Below are 15,677 nucleotides of genomic sequence, written 5' to 3'. Positions count from 1 at the left end.
CCCCGCAACCAAATGGTCCCGTGGTGTAGTGGTTAACATGCCTGCCTGTCACGCAGGAGATCGCCGGTTCGACCCCGGTCGGGACCGCCATTTTATATAAAGAAAAGAACGAAACATGTTGTTTCGTATTTTTTTATTTGTTTTAACAAAAAACTAATAAAGACAGTCAAACTATCCTTAGGACAACTCCTAAGGACTTTTTTATATATTCAAAACCTGTATAATAAAGAGCAGAGAACATTGTGAATAAAGTAGGTGAAGTCTGTGAGTAAATATGAAGTAACAACAAAATCTTCTGAGGAAACACAAAGATTATCAGAAAGATTAGGTGAACTTGTAAAGGCACAAGATGTAATTATTTTAGAAGGAGATCTTGGAGCTGGTAAGACGACTTTTACAAAAGGGTTAGCAAAAGGTCTTGGAGTAAAAAGAGTCGTAAATAGCCCTACCTTTAATATCATTAAAGAGTATAAAGGAAGATTACCGTTATATCATATGGACGTGTATCGTTTAGCGGAAAGTGAAGAGGACTTAGGCTTTGATGAGTATTTCTATGGTGAAGGAATCACAGTAGTAGAATGGGCTCATTTAATAGAAGCATATTTACCAAATGAAAAGTTGCAAATTAGTTTATTCCATGCTGGAGATGACACGAGAAAAATTGTACTCGAGCCAATTGGAGATCGATATATTAGATTATGTGAGGAGCTATTACAAGATGAAAGTACTAGCAATTGATACTTCAAATTACGTGATGGGTGTATCCCTTATTGAGGAAGGAAACGTAATTGGGGAAATCATTACAAATTTAACAAAAAACCATTCTGTACGTCTTATGCCAGCTGTAGAACAACTGTTAAAAGAATGTGGTGTAAAACCGAAAGAATTAACTAAAATTGTTGTAGCTGCTGGACCTGGGTCGTATACAGGTGTTCGCATAGGTGTGACAGCTGCAAAAACATTAGCTTGGTCACTTCAAATACCAATCGTAGGTGTTTCAAGTTTAGAAGTGGTGGCTGCAAACGGAGCTAATTTTGATGGATTAATCTGTCCTTTATTCGATGGAAGACGTGGACAAATTTATACGGGTTTATATACATATGAAGGAGAGAATTTAACTTCTATAGAAGAAGACCGAATTATCCTTATTGTAGACTGGTTGCAAATGTTAAAAGATACAGGAAAGCGTGTTTTATTTATTGGTAACGATGTTAAACTGCACAAAGAAACAATTATAGAACATTTAGGCGAACAAGCTGTATTTGCTCCTTTCACTAAAAATAATCCAAGACCAAGTGAGTTAGCGTTCTTAGGGTTACAAAAAGAAGAACAAGATGTACATTCATTTGTTCCTAGTTATCTTCGTTTAGCTGAAGCTGAAACAAAGTGGTTAGAAAGTCAAAACAAGTAGGAGTCTGCAGAGGATGGATATGATACTTAGAAAGATGGAACTCGATGATATCGCTCAAATTGTAGCTATTGAAGAAGCATCTTTTTCAACTCCTTGGACTGCAGATGCCTTTCACCGTGAGTTAACGATGAATGAACATGCACATTATGTTGTGTTAGAAAAAGATGGTCGTGTAATTGGCTATTGTGGATTGTGGATAATTATTGATGAATCACATATAACAAACATAGCTATTTTGCCAGAATACAGAGGTCAAAAGCTAGGAGATGCTTTATTGAAAGAAGTTATTTCTGAAGCGAAAGATCTAGGGGTAAAAACGATGACACTTGAAGTACGTGTATCAAATGAAGTAGCAAAACAGTTATACAGAAAATACGGATTTCAAAATGGTGGAATTCGTAAACGATACTATGCAGACAATCAGGAAGATGGTCTCGTAATGTGGGTGAATATATAATGGAAAAAAATACGATTATACTTGGTATTGAAACAAGTTGTGATGAAACAGCAGTAGCGGTTGTTAAAAATGGAACGGAAATTATTGCGAATGTCGTTGCATCACAAATTGAAAGTCATAAACGTTTTGGCGGAGTTGTACCAGAGATTGCATCCCGTCATCATGTAGAAGAAATTACAGTTGTGTTAGAAGAAGCTTTAAAAGAAGCGAATATCACATTTGAGGATATTGATGCAATTGCTGTAACAGAAGGGCCTGGTTTAGTTGGAGCACTTCTAATTGGAGTAAATGCAGCGAAGGCAGTGGCCTTTGCGCATGATATTCCTCTAGTTGGTGTTCATCATATTGCTGGCCATATTTATGCGAATCGTTTAGTAAAAGAAGTTCAATTCCCTCTACTATCACTTGTTGTATCTGGTGGGCATACAGAGCTTGTTTATATGAAAGAGCATGGTTCATTTGAAGTAATTGGTGAAACACGAGATGATGCAGCGGGAGAAGCATATGATAAAGTAGCTCGTACGTTATCTATGCCTTATCCAGGGGGGCCTCATATTGATCGTCTTGCGCATGAAGGAGAGCCAACAATTGATTTACCGCGTGCATGGCTAGAACCTGATTCATATGATTTCAGCTTTAGTGGATTGAAATCAGCAGTTATCAACACTGTGCATAACGCAAAACAACGCGGCATAGAAATTGCCCCAGAAGATTTAGCAGCAAGTTTTCAAGAGAGTGTAATTGACGTACTAGTAACGAAAGCGTCTCGTGCAGCGGATGCGTATAATGTAAAGCAAGTACTTCTTGCTGGTGGAGTGGCCGCAAATAAAGGGCTTCGTGCACGTTTAGAAGCAGAATTTGCACAAAAAGAAAATGTAGAGCTAATTATTCCTCCTCTATCTTTATGTACAGATAATGCAGCAATGATTGCAGCGGCAGGTACAATTGCATATGAACAAGGAAAACGTGCGACATTAGCTTTAAATGCAAATCCAGGATTAGATATTGAAGCTTAGTTATGCACAAAATTAACCACAGCTTGTGGATAAAAGCCATATTATCTGTTGATAATGTGGCTTTTACTGTGTATATAAAATGTTAATAACTTTTTTGTTAGTTGTGGATAATGTGGAAAAGTTATTTCTGTGTTTATTATACTAAAGGTGGATATGTGTATAACATTGTGGATAAACTGAATGAAGTCTGACCTTTGAATATATCCTTTTTCGGGAAATAAAATAATGGTGAATATCCGAAAAGATATTTCGAGATAATCTTCTTTTAATCCGCGAATTGGTACCAATGTCAAACTTTGTCGGTAAATAGATATTTGGTGTCGAATCGTTGATGTATTTCAAGTTACGATAGATATATTCAAAAAAATGTTCATGTACGATGACGTTGATTCCCTTTAGAAAACAAAAAGGATGTCGCATAGTCAAAATCTCGACTTATGAGACATCCTTCTTATTTAAATGCTCTTATAAATGCAGTTCTTCCCATTCTGCCATACAAGCTTCAAGTTGTTCTTGTAGTGTTTGTTTTTTAGTTGTAATTTCACTAGCCTTTTCATAATCAGCATATATTTCTGGTAAGCAAAGCTGATCTTCTAACGTAGCGATTTCTTCTTCAAATTCTACGATACTTTGTTCCAGTTCTTCAATTTTTCTAGTGCGTTGACGCTCTAGTTTTTTACGTTCTTTTTCTTCTAGATAATTTAACTTTTCTTGTGCAACCACCTTTTGAACAGGCACGTCATTTTCTTGCTGTTCAAGCTCTGCACGTTCAATCATTTCATTTTTCTTTTCAACGTAGTAATCATAATCCCCTAAATACTCTTGTGCACCTTCTGTTGATAACTCAACAACAGTTGTCGTTACGCGATTAATGAAGTAGCGGTCATGTGAGACGAATAGAAGAGTCCCTGGATAATCAATTAAAGCATTCTCTAAAATCTCTTTACTATTTAAATCAAGATGGTTCGTCGGTTCATCGAGAATTAACAAATTAGATTTTTGCATCATAAGTTTTGCAAGAGCTAATCGAGCTTTTTGTCCACCACTAAGAGAAGATACTGGCTTCAGTACATCATCCCCTGTGAATAAAAAGTTACCTAGTATCGTGCGAATTTCTTTTTCAGGTTGCAGTGGATATTCATCCCATAGTTCATTTAACACGCGCTTAGAAGATGTTAAATTGGCTTGTTCTTGATCGTAATAACCAACAGATACGTTGGATCCGAAAGAAACATTACCATTTAATAATGGTAACTTATTCACAATGGACTTTAACAATGTGGATTTTCCAATTCCGTTTGGTCCAACTAAAGCAACACTATCCCCGCGCGTTAAGCGCATAGTTACATGTTCAATAATCGGGTCTGCATCATAGCCGATAGTTGCATCTTTTACTTGTAAAACATCATTCCCACTTTGTTTTTCAATATCGAAGTGGAAGGATGCTGACTTAGAATCACCTAATGGTCTTGTTAATAATTCCATTCGGTCCAATTGTTTACGGCGGCTTTGTGCACGTTTCGTCGTAGAGGCACGAGCTATATTCTTTTGTACGAAATCTTCAAGTTTAGCGATTTCATCTTGTTGTTTTTCATAACGCTTCATTTCTTGCTCGTATAAAGCTGATTTTAAGTCTAAATATTTACTGTAGTTACCAACAAATCGTCTGCTTTCTTTATTCGAAATTTCATATACTTGCGTAACGAGTTTGTCTAAGAAATAACGGTCATGAGAAACGATTAGTATTGCGCCAGGATAGCCTTGTAAATATTGTTCAAGCCATGTTAATGTTTCGATGTCTAAATGGTTTGTAGGCTCGTCTAAAATAAGTAAGTCTGGTTTCGTTAATAATAATTTCCCGAGAGCTAATCGTGTTTTTTGTCCGCCGCTTAAAGTGGAGATTGTCGTCTGGTGCGTTTCAACTGGGAAGCCAAGACCGCTTAAAATCGCGCGAATGTCTGCTTCATACTGATAGCCACCTTGATCTTTATAGTCTAATTGTAATTGATCATAATCAGCTAGTAATTTTTCATATGTGGCTGCGTTTGAAAAGTTTTCTTCTTTTCCCATCTCTTGCTCAAGCCTTCGAAGTTTTGTTTCCATTTGCTGCAAGTGCGTAAAGACGGTTAACATTTCATCCCAAATTTTTAAAGACGTTTCTAATCCAGTATTTTGAGCTAAATACCCAATTGAGACATCTTTCGGTTTTATAATTTCGCCGCCATCATGAGATAGCTCTCCAGCAATTATTTTTAATAATGTAGATTTCCCGGCCCCGTTTCGTCCGACTAGTGCGATGCGATCTTTCGTTTGCACTTCCAATTTTATGTTGGCAAGAATCGTTTCTGCACCGTATAATTTCGAAAGTCCATTTACTTGTAATAAAATCAATGTTTTCACCTCAAATAATTTCTTAACTTTGCCATGTTTATATTTCTCAATCATACTAAAAATAGTGTATAGTTTAAAATACAGAGAGAATACTTCTTCTTTCTATTATACAAGGAATTTAATGAGTGCTAAACTTCTGTATTTGATTAAAGTATATGAATCAAGATAGGAAGAGAGGAGAGGTTATATGGATCAGCAAAAAATTCCACAAGCCACTGCTAAGCGATTGCCTCTATACTATCGATTTATCCAAAACTTATCTCTTTCTGGTAAGCAACGTGTTTCATCAGCCGAATTGAGTGAAGCGGTAAAGGTTGATTCCGCAACTATTCGAAGAGATTTCTCGTACTTTGGAGCGTTAGGGAAAAAAGGATATGGATATAACGTAAATTATTTATTATCATTTTTCCGGGAAACACTCGACCAAGATGATATAACACGTGTAGCACTTATTGGAGTAGGTAATTTAGGAACAGCTTTCTTACATTATAATTTCACGAAAAACAATAATACAAAGATTGAAATGGCATTTGATGTTAGTGAAGAGAAAGTTGGAACAGAAATCGGGGGCATTCCTGTATATCATTTAGATGAATTAGAAGAACGTTTATCGACTGATATACAAGTGGCAATATTAACAGTACCCGCTACAGTAGCGCAATCTGTAGCCGATAGATTGGCAGAAACAAACGTGCACGGTATTTTAAACTTTACACCAGCGCGCTTAAATGTGTCAGAGAATATAAGAATTCATCATATTGATTTAGCTGTAGAGTTACAAACACTCGTTTACTTTTTGAAAAATTATCCACAATAAAACGCAGAGGAAGCGACCTCTGCGTTTTATTATTGTTTCTTCTGTGTGAATTTAACTAATATAAGGCGAAGTGCCAAATTAAAATCAATTGTTGCCATAACTGCAAATAGTATTGTCCACATATTCCAGATTGTATCTGTTACGTTCGTAATGGCGAAACGTGTAAAGATACATCCGAGAAGGAAATACAATGCAGCCATGAACAATGGTGAGTTTCTCATACTAAAAATCCTCCGATAAAGCCTTGCATTTTTTCAGCTTCTTTAATCATCTCTTGAATTTGCTCATTGCTTACTGCAATTTGAGCCATTGCAACGAGTGTATTCATCGCAACATGAGCTGCAATTGGAACGATAATACGTTTCGTTTTTACATATAAAAAGGCGAATACGAGCCCCATAGCAGTGTATACCAATAAGTGAGTGAAATCAAAATGAATCGCCGCAAATACAAGAGAACTAATGATAGCGGCAATAAAGAAGTTAAACTTCTTGTAAAGTGTACCAAATAAAATTTTTCTAAATACGATTTCTTCTAGGATAGGTCCGATTATAGATACAACAATAAGGAACCAAGGTGTTGTTCTTGCGATGTCCATAAGTCTTGCTGTATTTTCAGATCCAGGTTTAATACCTAGTAAATACATTTCAATCATACCAGCAATACTTTGTGAGAAAAATGCTAAGAAGAACCCGATAAAAATCCATCCAACTGTAGCTGGAACAGAAGAGCGCATTGCATCTAAATGCCTGTCACGAATATCTGTTCTAAGTAACCAAAGTACGATGCATAATGCAATAAAGAAGCTAATGATAGCCCAATGTCCAGTTATGATTTGCCCTTTTTCTTCAGTGGTTAATCCTCTATTATCATAGAGACCTGTTTTTAAGAGTAATGGCAATCCAACAATTCCGGATAACTGCATTAAAATATATGTAACGATAACCCACCAATATTGTTTCTTCAAATGGTTTAACCATCCTTTCTAACTCTAGTTTATGAGATAAGGCAGGATAACATGTAATATGCTACCTACGATATAAACTTTCATTCGAATTATGATTTTTTTGTAAATCTGTATTGGAAATTAAAATAGAAGACAGGAAAAAGCTGTGTATGTAGCGAAAACAACTTAGGGTGTCCTTCATATTGTAACATACGAGCAGTGGAAACAACGATTCATATAGTAAAGCTAGTAGAAGAAGAATTTTATATAGAAAAGTATATAGTGATTTGCGAAAAAATTATGATTTTTTTACTTGCAAAAGAAATTGAGATTATTTATTATTATAAGTGTGTTAGCACTCGGGTGACTTGAGTGCTAATAAATAAAATTTACATAACAAAATGAGGAGGTTATTGTTCATGCTAAAGCCATTAGGTGATCGCGTTGTAATTGAGCTTGTTCAAGCAGAAGAAAAAACAGCAAGTGGTATTGTATTACCAGACACTGCAAAAGAAAAACCACAAGAGGGTAAAGTTGTTGCAGCAGGTACTGGTCGAGTGCTTGAAAATGGTGAGCGTGTTGCTTTAGAGGTAGCAGCAGGTGATCTTATCATCTTCTCAAAATATGCAGGTACTGAAGTGAAATACGAAGGTAAAGAGTACTTGATTTTACGTGAAAGTGACATTTTAGCGGTTATCGGTTAATTATATAAATCTTAAAAATTCAAGGGGGTCAATTATTATGGCAAAAGATATTAAATTTGGTGAAGAAGCACGTCGTTCGATGCTTCGCGGTGTCGACACTCTTGCAAATGCAGTAAAAGTAACGCTTGGACCAAAAGGTCGTAACGTTGTACTTGAGAAAAAATTCGGTTCACCACTTATTACTAATGATGGTGTAACGATCGCAAAAGAAATCGAATTAGAAGATGCATTCGAAAACATGGGTGCAAAATTAGTAGCAGAAGTTGCTAGCAAAACAAATGATGTAGCTGGTGACGGAACAACAACTGCAACTGTATTAGCACAAGCTATGATTCGTGAAGGTCTTAAAAACGTAACAGCTGGCGCTAACCCAATGGGTCTTCGTAAAGGTATCGAAAAAGCTGTTGCTGCTGCAATTGAAGAATTAAAAACGATTTCTAAACCAATCGAAGGCAAATCTTCAATCGCACAAGTAGCTGCTATTTCTGCTGCTGACGAAGAAGTAGGTCAATTAATCGCTGAAGCAATGGAGCGCGTTGGTAACGACGGCGTTATTACTTTAGAAGAATCTAAAGGTTTCACAACAGAATTAGACGTAGTAGAAGGTATGCAATTTGATCGTGGATATGCATCTCCTTACATGATTACTGATTCTGACAAAATGGAAGCGGTTCTTGATAACCCATACATTTTAATTACTGACAAAAAGATTTCTAACATCCAAGAAATCTTACCAGTATTAGAGCAAGTGGTACAACAAGGTAAACCACTTCTTATCATTGCTGAAGATGTAGAAGGCGAAGCTTTAGCTACATTAGTAGTGAACAAACTTCGTGGTACATTCAATGTAGTAGCTGTTAAAGCTCCTGGATTTGGTGACCGTCGTAAAGCGATGCTAGAAGATATCGCAATCTTAACTGGTGGCGAAGTAATCACTGAAGAATTAGGCCGTGACTTAAAATCTGCTACAGTTGAATCTTTAGGACGCGCTGGTAAAATCGTTGTAACGAAAGAAAACACAACTGTAGTTGAAGGTATTGGAAATACACAACAAATCGAAGCTCGCATTGGTCAAATCCGTGCGCAATTAGAAGAAACAACTTCTGAATTCGATCGTGAAAAATTACAAGAGCGTCTTGCAAAACTTGCAGGTGGCGTAGCAGTAATTAAAGTAGGTGCAGCAACTGAAACTGAGTTAAAAGAGCGCAAACTTCGCATTGAAGATGCACTTAACTCAACTCGTGCAGCAGTAGAAGAAGGTATCGTTGCAGGTGGTGGTACTTCACTTATGAACGTATACACGAAAGTAGCTTCTATCGTAGCTGAAGGCGACGAAGCAACAGGTATCAACATCGTACTTCGTGCACTAGAAGAGCCAGTTCGTCAAATCGCAATCAACGCTGGTCTAGAAGGATCTGTAGTTGTAGAGCGTCTAAAAGGCGAAAAAGTAGGCGTTGGTTTCAACGCAGCTACTGGTGAGTGGGTTAACATGCTTGAAACTGGTATCGTAGATCCAGCTAAAGTAACTCGCTCTGCACTTCAAAACGCAGCATCTGTTGCAGCTATGTTCTTAACAACTGAAGCTGTAGTAGCTGACAAGCCAGAACCAGCTGGTGCTGCTGGAATGCCTGACATGGGCGGCATGGGCATGGGCGGTATGGGCGGAATGATGTAATTCCGTTTGCTCGAAAAACATTCACTTCTATATAGAAGTGGATGTTTTTTTGTGTTTTTTAGAAAAGGAAATGAATTTCTGTAGAATTTTGTCGCTTTCTCTCTTGACCATATCGATACTTCATTGTTAGAATCTAGGAAGATAATATAAAACGATCCTTCATATATCCTCAATGATATGGTTTGAGAGTCTCTACCGGGTTACCGTAAACAACCTGACTATGAAGGCAGTGTGTCTTATATTTATAAAGAGCGGAGACTATCTTTCTTTATAAAGCCAGACCCCTGCCTTTTCTTTGTTATGAGACTAGAGGCGGAGGACTGGCTTTTTTTATTATATTGGTAATGCTTTTCGCCTAATTGGTGAAAATATTTATATACGAGAACTAACGTTGGGGTGATTATTTTGAAAAAGCAGCATGATACAATTATCGTTTTGGATTTTGGGAGTCAATACAATCAGTTAATAGCACGTCGAATTCGTGAGTTCGGTGTATACAGTGAACTTCATCCACATACAATTACTGCAGAAGAAATTAAAGCAATGAATCCAAAAGGGATTATTTTCTCTGGTGGACCAAATAGTGTATACGGTGAAGGTGCATTACATTGTGATGAAAAAATCTTTGACCTAGGATTACCGATTTTCGGTATTTGTTACGGTATGCAGCTTATGACACAACAATTCGGTGGTAAAGTAGAACGTGCAAACCACCGTGAGTACGGAAAAGCTGTTCTTAAAGTAGAGAACGAATCAAAATTATATGCGAACCTTCCAGAAGAGCAAGTTGTATGGATGAGTCATGGTGACCTAGTAACTGGTTTACCTGAAGGATTCGTAGTAGACGCAACAAGTGAGTCTTGCCCAATTGCTGGTATGAGCAATGAAGCGAAAAACTTATACGGTGTACAATTCCACCCAGAAGTACGTCACTCTGAGCACGGTAACGATTTAATTAAAAACTTTGTATTCGGCGTATGTGGTTGTTCTGAAGGATGGAACATGGAGAACTTTATCGAAGTAGAATTAGAGAAAATCCGTGAAACTGTTGGAGACAAAAAAGTACTATGCGCACTTAGTGGCGGTGTAGACTCTTCTGTTGTAGCAGTATTAATTCATAAAGCAATCGGCGACCAATTAACATGTATTTTCGTGGATCATGGCTTACTTCGTAAAGGTGAAGCAGAAGGCGTTATGAAAACATTCAGCGAAGGCTTCCACATGAACGTAATTAAGGTGGATGCGAAAGAACGCTTTATGAACAAGTTAAAAGGTGTAGAAGATCCAGAACAAAAACGTAAAATCATCGGTAACGAATTCATTTACGTATTTGATGATGAAGCGTCTAAATTACAAGGAATGGATTTCTTAGCGCAAGGTACACTTTACACAGATATCGTTGAGAGTGGTACAGCGACTGCACAAACAATTAAATCTCACCATAACGTTGGTGGACTTCCGGAAGACATGCAGTTCAAATTAATTGAGCCTTTAAACACGTTATTTAAAGATGAAGTACGTGTATTAGGATCTGAACTAGGAATTCCTGATGAAATCGTATGGCGTCAACCATTCCCAGGCCCTGGTCTTGGTATTCGTGTATTAGGTGAAATCACAGAAGAGAAATTAGAAATCGTTCGTGAATCTGATGCGATTTTACGTGAAGAAATTATTAAAGCAGGATTAGACCGCGAAATCTGGCAATACTTCACTGCGCTTCCTGGTATGCGTAGCGTAGGTGTTATGGGTGACGAGCGTACTTACGATTACACAGTAGGTATCCGTGCAGTAACATCTATCGACGGTATGACAGCTGACTGGGCACGTATCCCTTGGGACGTATTAGAGAAAATCTCTGTACGTATCGTAAATGAAGTAAAACACGTTAACCGTATCGTGTATGATGTAACGAGTAAGCCACCAGCAACTATTGAGTGGGAATAGTATTATAAAAAAGATCCATCTATTGCTTATGCATAGATGGATCTTTTTTGATTTTAACTTTAATACGAACGAAAATATAAAAAAATATAAAAATGTTCGTTTTTAAATTGACAAAAATACTTTCAAGAGTTAATATGAGTATGTAATTCAAACGAAAAGTGAATATTATAGCCGTCGTATAATATCGGGAATATGGCCCGAAAGTTTCTACCTAGCTACCGTAAATGGCTTGACTACGAGGCGTTTGTATAAAGATGAGGGGAAACTTGTCTTTGTTTATAGAACGCTTCCATGTATATATGCAATGGGAGCCTTTTTTATTGTTATAGATAAAAGAGGGCTAGGGTGAAATACGGCGAGTAATCATATAACGGGGGAAACGTAAGATGAAACGCTATTTTCAGTTTGATGAACTCGGTACAAATTATAAAACAGAGTTCATAGCGGGGTTAACGACATTTTTATCTATGGCTTACGTACTATTTGTCAATCCTGCTACGCTGTCGCTTGGCAATGTTAAGGGATTACCGGCAGGTACGGGAATGGATCCAGGTGCAGTATTCGTTGCTACAGCATTAGCGGCAGCAATCGGTTCGTTAATTATGGGGATTTTCGCAAAGTATCCAATTGCTTTAGCGCCAGGTATGGGGATTAACGCGTTCTTTGCTTATACAGCAGTGTTAACGATGGGTATTCCGTGGCAAACAGCAATTGCCGGAACATTAATGTCAGGTATTATCTTTATTATTCTTACTGCTTCAGGTATTCGTGAAAAAATCATTAATGCAATTCCATCAGAGTTAAAGTTTGCAGTAGCGGCAGGTATCGGATTATTCATTGCTTTCCTTGGATTCCAAAATGCCGGAATTATCGTGAAAAATGATGCTGTTCTTGTTGGGTTGGGGGACTTAACAAAGGGCACAACGTTACTAGCGATCTTCGGAGTTGTTATTACAATTATCTTCATGATTAAGAAAATCAATGGTGCGGTATTTTACGGTATGATTCTTACGGCAATCTTAGGAGTAACAACAGGATTAATTGATACTCCGAAAGCTGTAGTGGGAGCAATACCGAGCCTAGAACCGACGTTCGGGGTGGCGTTAACTCACTTCGGAGATATTTTCACTGTTGAAATGGGTATTGTTATTATAACGTTCTTCTTTATAGATTTCTTTGATACAGCAGGTACGCTTGTGGCGGTTGCGAATCAAGCAGGATTAATGAAGAACAATAAATTACCACGTGCAGGGAAAGCGTTATTTGCAGATGCGATTGCAACTGTAATCGGTGCGATCTTAGGTACATCAACGACAACGTCTTACATTGAGTCGTCTGCAGGGGTAGCAGCGGGAGGACGTTCTGGATTTACAGCAGTTGTAACAGCAGGATTCTTCTTACTGGCACTATTCTTCTCGCCATTACTAAGTGTTGTGACACCAGCAGTAACGGCACCAGCTTTAATTATTGTAGGGATCTTGATGGTTTCATCTTTAGGAGAAATTGATTGGAAGAAATTCGAGATTGCAGTACCGGCATTCTTTACTATCATTTCAATGCCGCTTACGTACAGTATCGCAACGGGAATTGCAATCGGATTTATCTTCTATCCAATTACAATGGTTGTGAGTGGTCGTCGTAAAGAGATTCATCCAATTATGTATGTTCTGGGAGTTTTATTCGTACTATATTTCATCTACGTTCGTAAATAAAAGGGGTTTTTGAAAGGTCTAGACTTAAGGGGAGTCTAGACCTTTTTTGCGTCTTCAGAAAATCTTAAGGATTTCCGAACGTTTTTCTTCAGAAGTTTTCCTATAATAGAAGTTAGGGATAAAAAATGATGGGGGAGATATTGTGGCGCACGAAACAATACTTGTTGTAGATGATGAAAAAGAAATTCGAAATTTAATTACAATCTATTTAAAGAATGAAGGATATAAAGTACTGCAAGCAGGAGACGGAGAAGAAGGATTACGTCTATTAGAAAAAAATGAAGTGCACTTAGTCGTATTAGATATTATGATGCCGAAAGTAGATGGTATTCATATGTGTATGAAAGTAAGAGAATCGAAAGAAATGCCAATTATTATGCTTTCTGCGAAAACGCAAGATATGGATAAGATTTTAGGATTAACAACAGGTGCGGATGATTACGTAACGAAACCATTTAATCCGTTAGAGTTAATCGCAAGAATTAAATCTCAGTTACGTCGTTATATGAAAATGAATGGTTTCGCTATTCAAAATGAGGACGAGTTAGAAATTGGAGAGATGAAAATAAACATTTCGACCCATAAAGTTATTGTGGATGGAGAAGAAGTGAAATTGACTCCGAGGGAATTTTCGATTTTAGAATTACTAGCTCGTAATCCGGGGATGGTCTTTAGCGCAGAACAAATTTATGAAAAGGTTTGGAATGAAAGATCGTTCCAGTCGGATAATACGGTAATGGTTCATATTCGGAAAGTGCGTGAAAAGATTGAAGAGAATCCAAGGAAACCAATATATATAAAAACAGTATGGGGAGTGGGGTATAAGATTGAAAAAGATATTTAATCCATTTACTTATATTAGGAAAATCCGAGAATTAATTGGAAAGATAGTGAAGAGTGTGAAACGGAGTATACGAATTCAACTTATTACTGCGTTTACTGCTTGTGCGTTATTAGGGCTTTTGTCTGCAAAGGCAGCAGCGCCGTTTTTTGAGAATGCGAATCGGGAGGCGACGATCGATTATCGGGCTGGTATGGAACAAATTAACCAACAAGCTCAAAGTATGGCGAATAGTTCAGTTCATGAAAATAAATTAGAAGCTATATCAAGTATGATTGAAATAGAGAATCAAAATTTAGAACAAGACTCTAGAGCTTTAAAAGTATTGGTTACCGACGAGAGCGGTAAAGTTTTATATAAAACGAAGCAGGCGCAAGAAGAACAAATTGATTTGCATAATACAATTCGTAATGCATCATCGTTTGCGATTAATTATATGAATGGTAGAAAAGAATTTGAAAGTACGAGAAAAGAATTTGTTGCTTTTGCACCAATTACAATTGAAGGAAAGAATTTATACATGTTTGTTAGTGGGATTCCAGAAGGTGAAGTAATATATGATACGCAAGAAGGGCCGTTTCCATTTTTCATAGGAGTACTTGTATTCATTTTCTCTTTCTTCTATATAACAAAGAGAAAGATGAAGCAAATTGAAGCAATGGCGCGAGGGGTAAAAGAAATAGAAAAGGGTAACTTAACTTACCGTATTGAGACAAAAGGTGAAGATGAGATTGCGGCTTTAACTGAGAATATTAATAATATGGCAGAAGAGCTTATGAATAATATAGAAAAGGAACGTAAATTAGAAAAGCAAAAGAATGAGCTTATTACGAATGTATCTCATGATTTGCGTACGCCACTTACTTCTATTATGGGGTACTTACGATTACTTCGAGATTCTAAATATGAGAATATGGAACAACATGATGAGTATACGAGAATCGCTTTTGCGAAGTCGGAGCAGTTAAAGAATTTAATAGAAGATTTATTTGAGTATACGAAATTAACAAATGAACAAGTTATGCTAGAAAAACAAGATGTGTGTATAAATGAATTACTTGAACAATTAATAGAAGAGTTAGTACCGCAGGCGGAAGAACATGGACTTACATTTGTTAAGAAATTTCCTGAGGAACGTGCCTATGCATCAATTGATTCGGAAAAGATGGTCCGTGTATTTGATAATTTACTAATGAATGCGATTAAGTATAGCAAAGATGATGGAGAGATAAAAGTTTCTCTTCAAAGGCAACGCAGGGATATGCAAATTGTTATAGCGAATCATAGTGAAGAGTTTACGAGAGAAGAGTTAGCTAATCTGTTTGAACGTTTTTATAAGAAGGATCAATCTCGAAGTAGAGTAACGGAAGGTTCGGGACTAGGTTTAGCGATTGCGAAAAGTATTGTTGAATTACAAGGTGGTAGTATTAGAGCAGAATATGAGGATGGTATTATTCAATTTATCGTCTCGTTACCTATTATAGAAAAATAATAAATGAATGGAATGGTATATGATAAAAAGGCTTATTTTAAAAGAAATAAGCTTTTTTATATTTTTTTAGAAAACATGTTGACGATTAGAGTTTAGAGGTGTAATATAGAACAAGTCGCCGATGACATTAACATCGAAAGCGGCAAACGAAATAAAAAACTTAGTTGACATTAACTAACGAAGATGTTAACATAAGGAAGTCGCAAATGAGCGACCAAGTAGTTCTTTGAAAACTGAACGAAACAAACAACGTGAAACGTCAATTTTTATT

At 36.9% G+C, this 15,677-nt stretch carries 14 protein-coding genes, 1 tRNA gene and 2 riboswitches; of the genes, 12 read left to right on the top strand and 3 right to left on the bottom strand.

Annotated features, from left to right (window positions below; genetic code table 11):
• Positions 1-14: 14 nt before the first annotated feature.
• The 5 genes from ACQKNI_RS25905 to tsaD all read left to right on the top strand — a co-directional run bounded on the left by ACQKNI_RS25905 (position 15) and on the right by tsaD (position 2,884).
• Positions 15-90: transfer RNA gene (locus ACQKNI_RS25905), tRNA-Asp, on the top strand.
• Positions 91-264: 174 nt separating this feature from the next.
• On the top strand, positions 265-738 hold the full coding sequence (gene tsaE / locus ACQKNI_RS25900) for a tRNA (adenosine(37)-N6)-threonylcarbamoyltransferase complex ATPase subunit type 1 TsaE (protein WP_071710566.1): 474 nt from the start codon (positions 265-267) through the stop codon (positions 736-738).
• The gene (tsaB, locus tag ACQKNI_RS25895) at positions 719-1,411 is read left to right on the top strand and encodes a tRNA (adenosine(37)-N6)-threonylcarbamoyltransferase complex dimerization subunit type 1 TsaB (RefSeq protein WP_088233310.1); all 693 of its coding nucleotides are present in this window, start codon (positions 719-721) and stop codon (positions 1,409-1,411) included. The genes tsaE and tsaB overlap by 20 nt, the downstream gene beginning before the upstream one ends.
• A gap of 13 nt (positions 1,412-1,424) precedes the next feature.
• Positions 1,425-1,868: a ribosomal protein S18-alanine N-acetyltransferase gene (rimI, locus tag ACQKNI_RS25890; protein ID WP_140417544.1), complete on the top strand. Its 444-nt coding sequence runs from the start codon at positions 1,425-1,427 to the stop codon at positions 1,866-1,868.
• On the top strand, positions 1,868-2,884 hold the full coding sequence (gene tsaD, locus ACQKNI_RS25885) for a tRNA (adenosine(37)-N6)-threonylcarbamoyltransferase complex transferase subunit TsaD (RefSeq protein WP_088233311.1): 1,017 nt from the start codon (positions 1,868-1,870) through the stop codon (positions 2,882-2,884). The genes rimI and tsaD overlap by 1 nt, the downstream gene beginning before the upstream one ends.
• Before the next feature lie 465 nt (positions 2,885-3,349).
• Here tsaD and ACQKNI_RS25880 read toward each other — a convergent pair whose 3' ends face one another.
• Positions 3,350-5,275 (bottom strand): ABC-F family ATP-binding cassette domain-containing protein, encoded by a 1,926-nt coding sequence (locus ACQKNI_RS25880; protein ID WP_212590132.1) that lies wholly within the window; start codon positions 5,273-5,275, stop codon positions 3,350-3,352.
• Positions 5,276-5,462: 187 nt separating this feature from the next.
• Between ACQKNI_RS25880 and ACQKNI_RS25875 the strand changes: the two genes are divergently transcribed.
• A complete protein-coding gene (locus ACQKNI_RS25875) occupies positions 5,463-6,092 on the top strand; it encodes a redox-sensing transcriptional repressor Rex (protein ID WP_000372704.1) in 630 nt (209 codons plus the stop codon).
• Positions 6,093-6,121: 29 nt separating this feature from the next.
• On the opposite strand, the gene ACQKNI_RS25870 is transcribed toward ACQKNI_RS25875, so the two are convergent.
• Both ACQKNI_RS25870 and ACQKNI_RS25865 read right to left on the bottom strand, forming a co-directional pair.
• Complete coding sequence (locus ACQKNI_RS25870; protein WP_088233313.1) at positions 6,122-6,313, bottom strand: YdiK family protein; 192 nt, start codon at positions 6,311-6,313, stop codon at positions 6,122-6,124.
• Positions 6,310-7,059, bottom strand: coding sequence for a CPBP family intramembrane glutamic endopeptidase (locus tag ACQKNI_RS25865; RefSeq protein WP_088233314.1), 750 nt, complete (start codon positions 7,057-7,059; stop codon positions 6,310-6,312). Before ACQKNI_RS25865 ends, ACQKNI_RS25870 begins: the two co-directional genes overlap by 4 nt.
• A 398-nt stretch (positions 7,060-7,457) precedes the next feature.
• Between ACQKNI_RS25865 and groES the strand changes: the two genes are divergently transcribed.
• The 6 genes from groES (at position 7,458) to ACQKNI_RS25835 (ending at position 15,406) form a co-directional block, all read left to right on the top strand.
• Positions 7,458-7,742, top strand: a complete 285-nt coding sequence (groES, locus tag ACQKNI_RS25860) for a co-chaperone GroES (RefSeq protein ID WP_000917307.1) — start codon at positions 7,458-7,460, stop codon at positions 7,740-7,742.
• Positions 7,743-7,779: 37 nt separating this feature from the next.
• Positions 7,780-9,417 (top strand): chaperonin GroEL, encoded by a 1,638-nt coding sequence (gene groL / locus ACQKNI_RS25855; protein WP_088233315.1) that lies wholly within the window; start codon positions 7,780-7,782, stop codon positions 9,415-9,417.
• A gap of 139 nt (positions 9,418-9,556) precedes the next feature.
• Positions 9,557-9,658: riboswitch (purine riboswitch) on the top strand.
• Positions 9,659-9,822: 164 nt separating this feature from the next.
• Positions 9,823-11,361, top strand: a complete 1,539-nt coding sequence (gene guaA, locus ACQKNI_RS25850) for a glutamine-hydrolyzing GMP synthase (RefSeq protein ID WP_140417545.1) — start codon at positions 9,823-9,825, stop codon at positions 11,359-11,361.
• Positions 11,362-11,515: 154 nt separating this feature from the next.
• Positions 11,516-11,617: riboswitch (purine riboswitch) on the top strand.
• A gap of 130 nt (positions 11,618-11,747) precedes the next feature.
• The gene (locus ACQKNI_RS25845; protein ID WP_088233317.1) at positions 11,748-13,073 is read left to right on the top strand and encodes an NCS2 family permease; all 1,326 of its coding nucleotides are present in this window, start codon (positions 11,748-11,750) and stop codon (positions 13,071-13,073) included.
• Between the two features lie 142 nt (positions 13,074-13,215).
• Positions 13,216-13,917 (top strand): response regulator transcription factor, encoded by a 702-nt coding sequence (locus tag ACQKNI_RS25840; protein WP_088233318.1) that lies wholly within the window; start codon positions 13,216-13,218, stop codon positions 13,915-13,917.
• Positions 13,901-15,406 carry a sensor histidine kinase gene (locus tag ACQKNI_RS25835; protein ID WP_088233319.1) on the top strand — a complete coding sequence of 502 codons (1,506 nt, stop codon included), beginning with the start codon at positions 13,901-13,903 and terminating at the stop codon, positions 15,404-15,406. The genes ACQKNI_RS25840 and ACQKNI_RS25835 overlap by 17 nt, the downstream gene beginning before the upstream one ends.
• Positions 15,407-15,677: the final 271 nt, after the last annotated feature.

Origin of the sequence: Bacillus sp. NPDC094064 (assembly GCF_050279585.1) — a bacterium.
GTDB lineage: Bacteria > Bacillota > Bacilli > Bacillales > Bacillaceae_G > Bacillus_A.
This window is presented reverse-complemented; position numbering and strand designations above follow the sequence as displayed.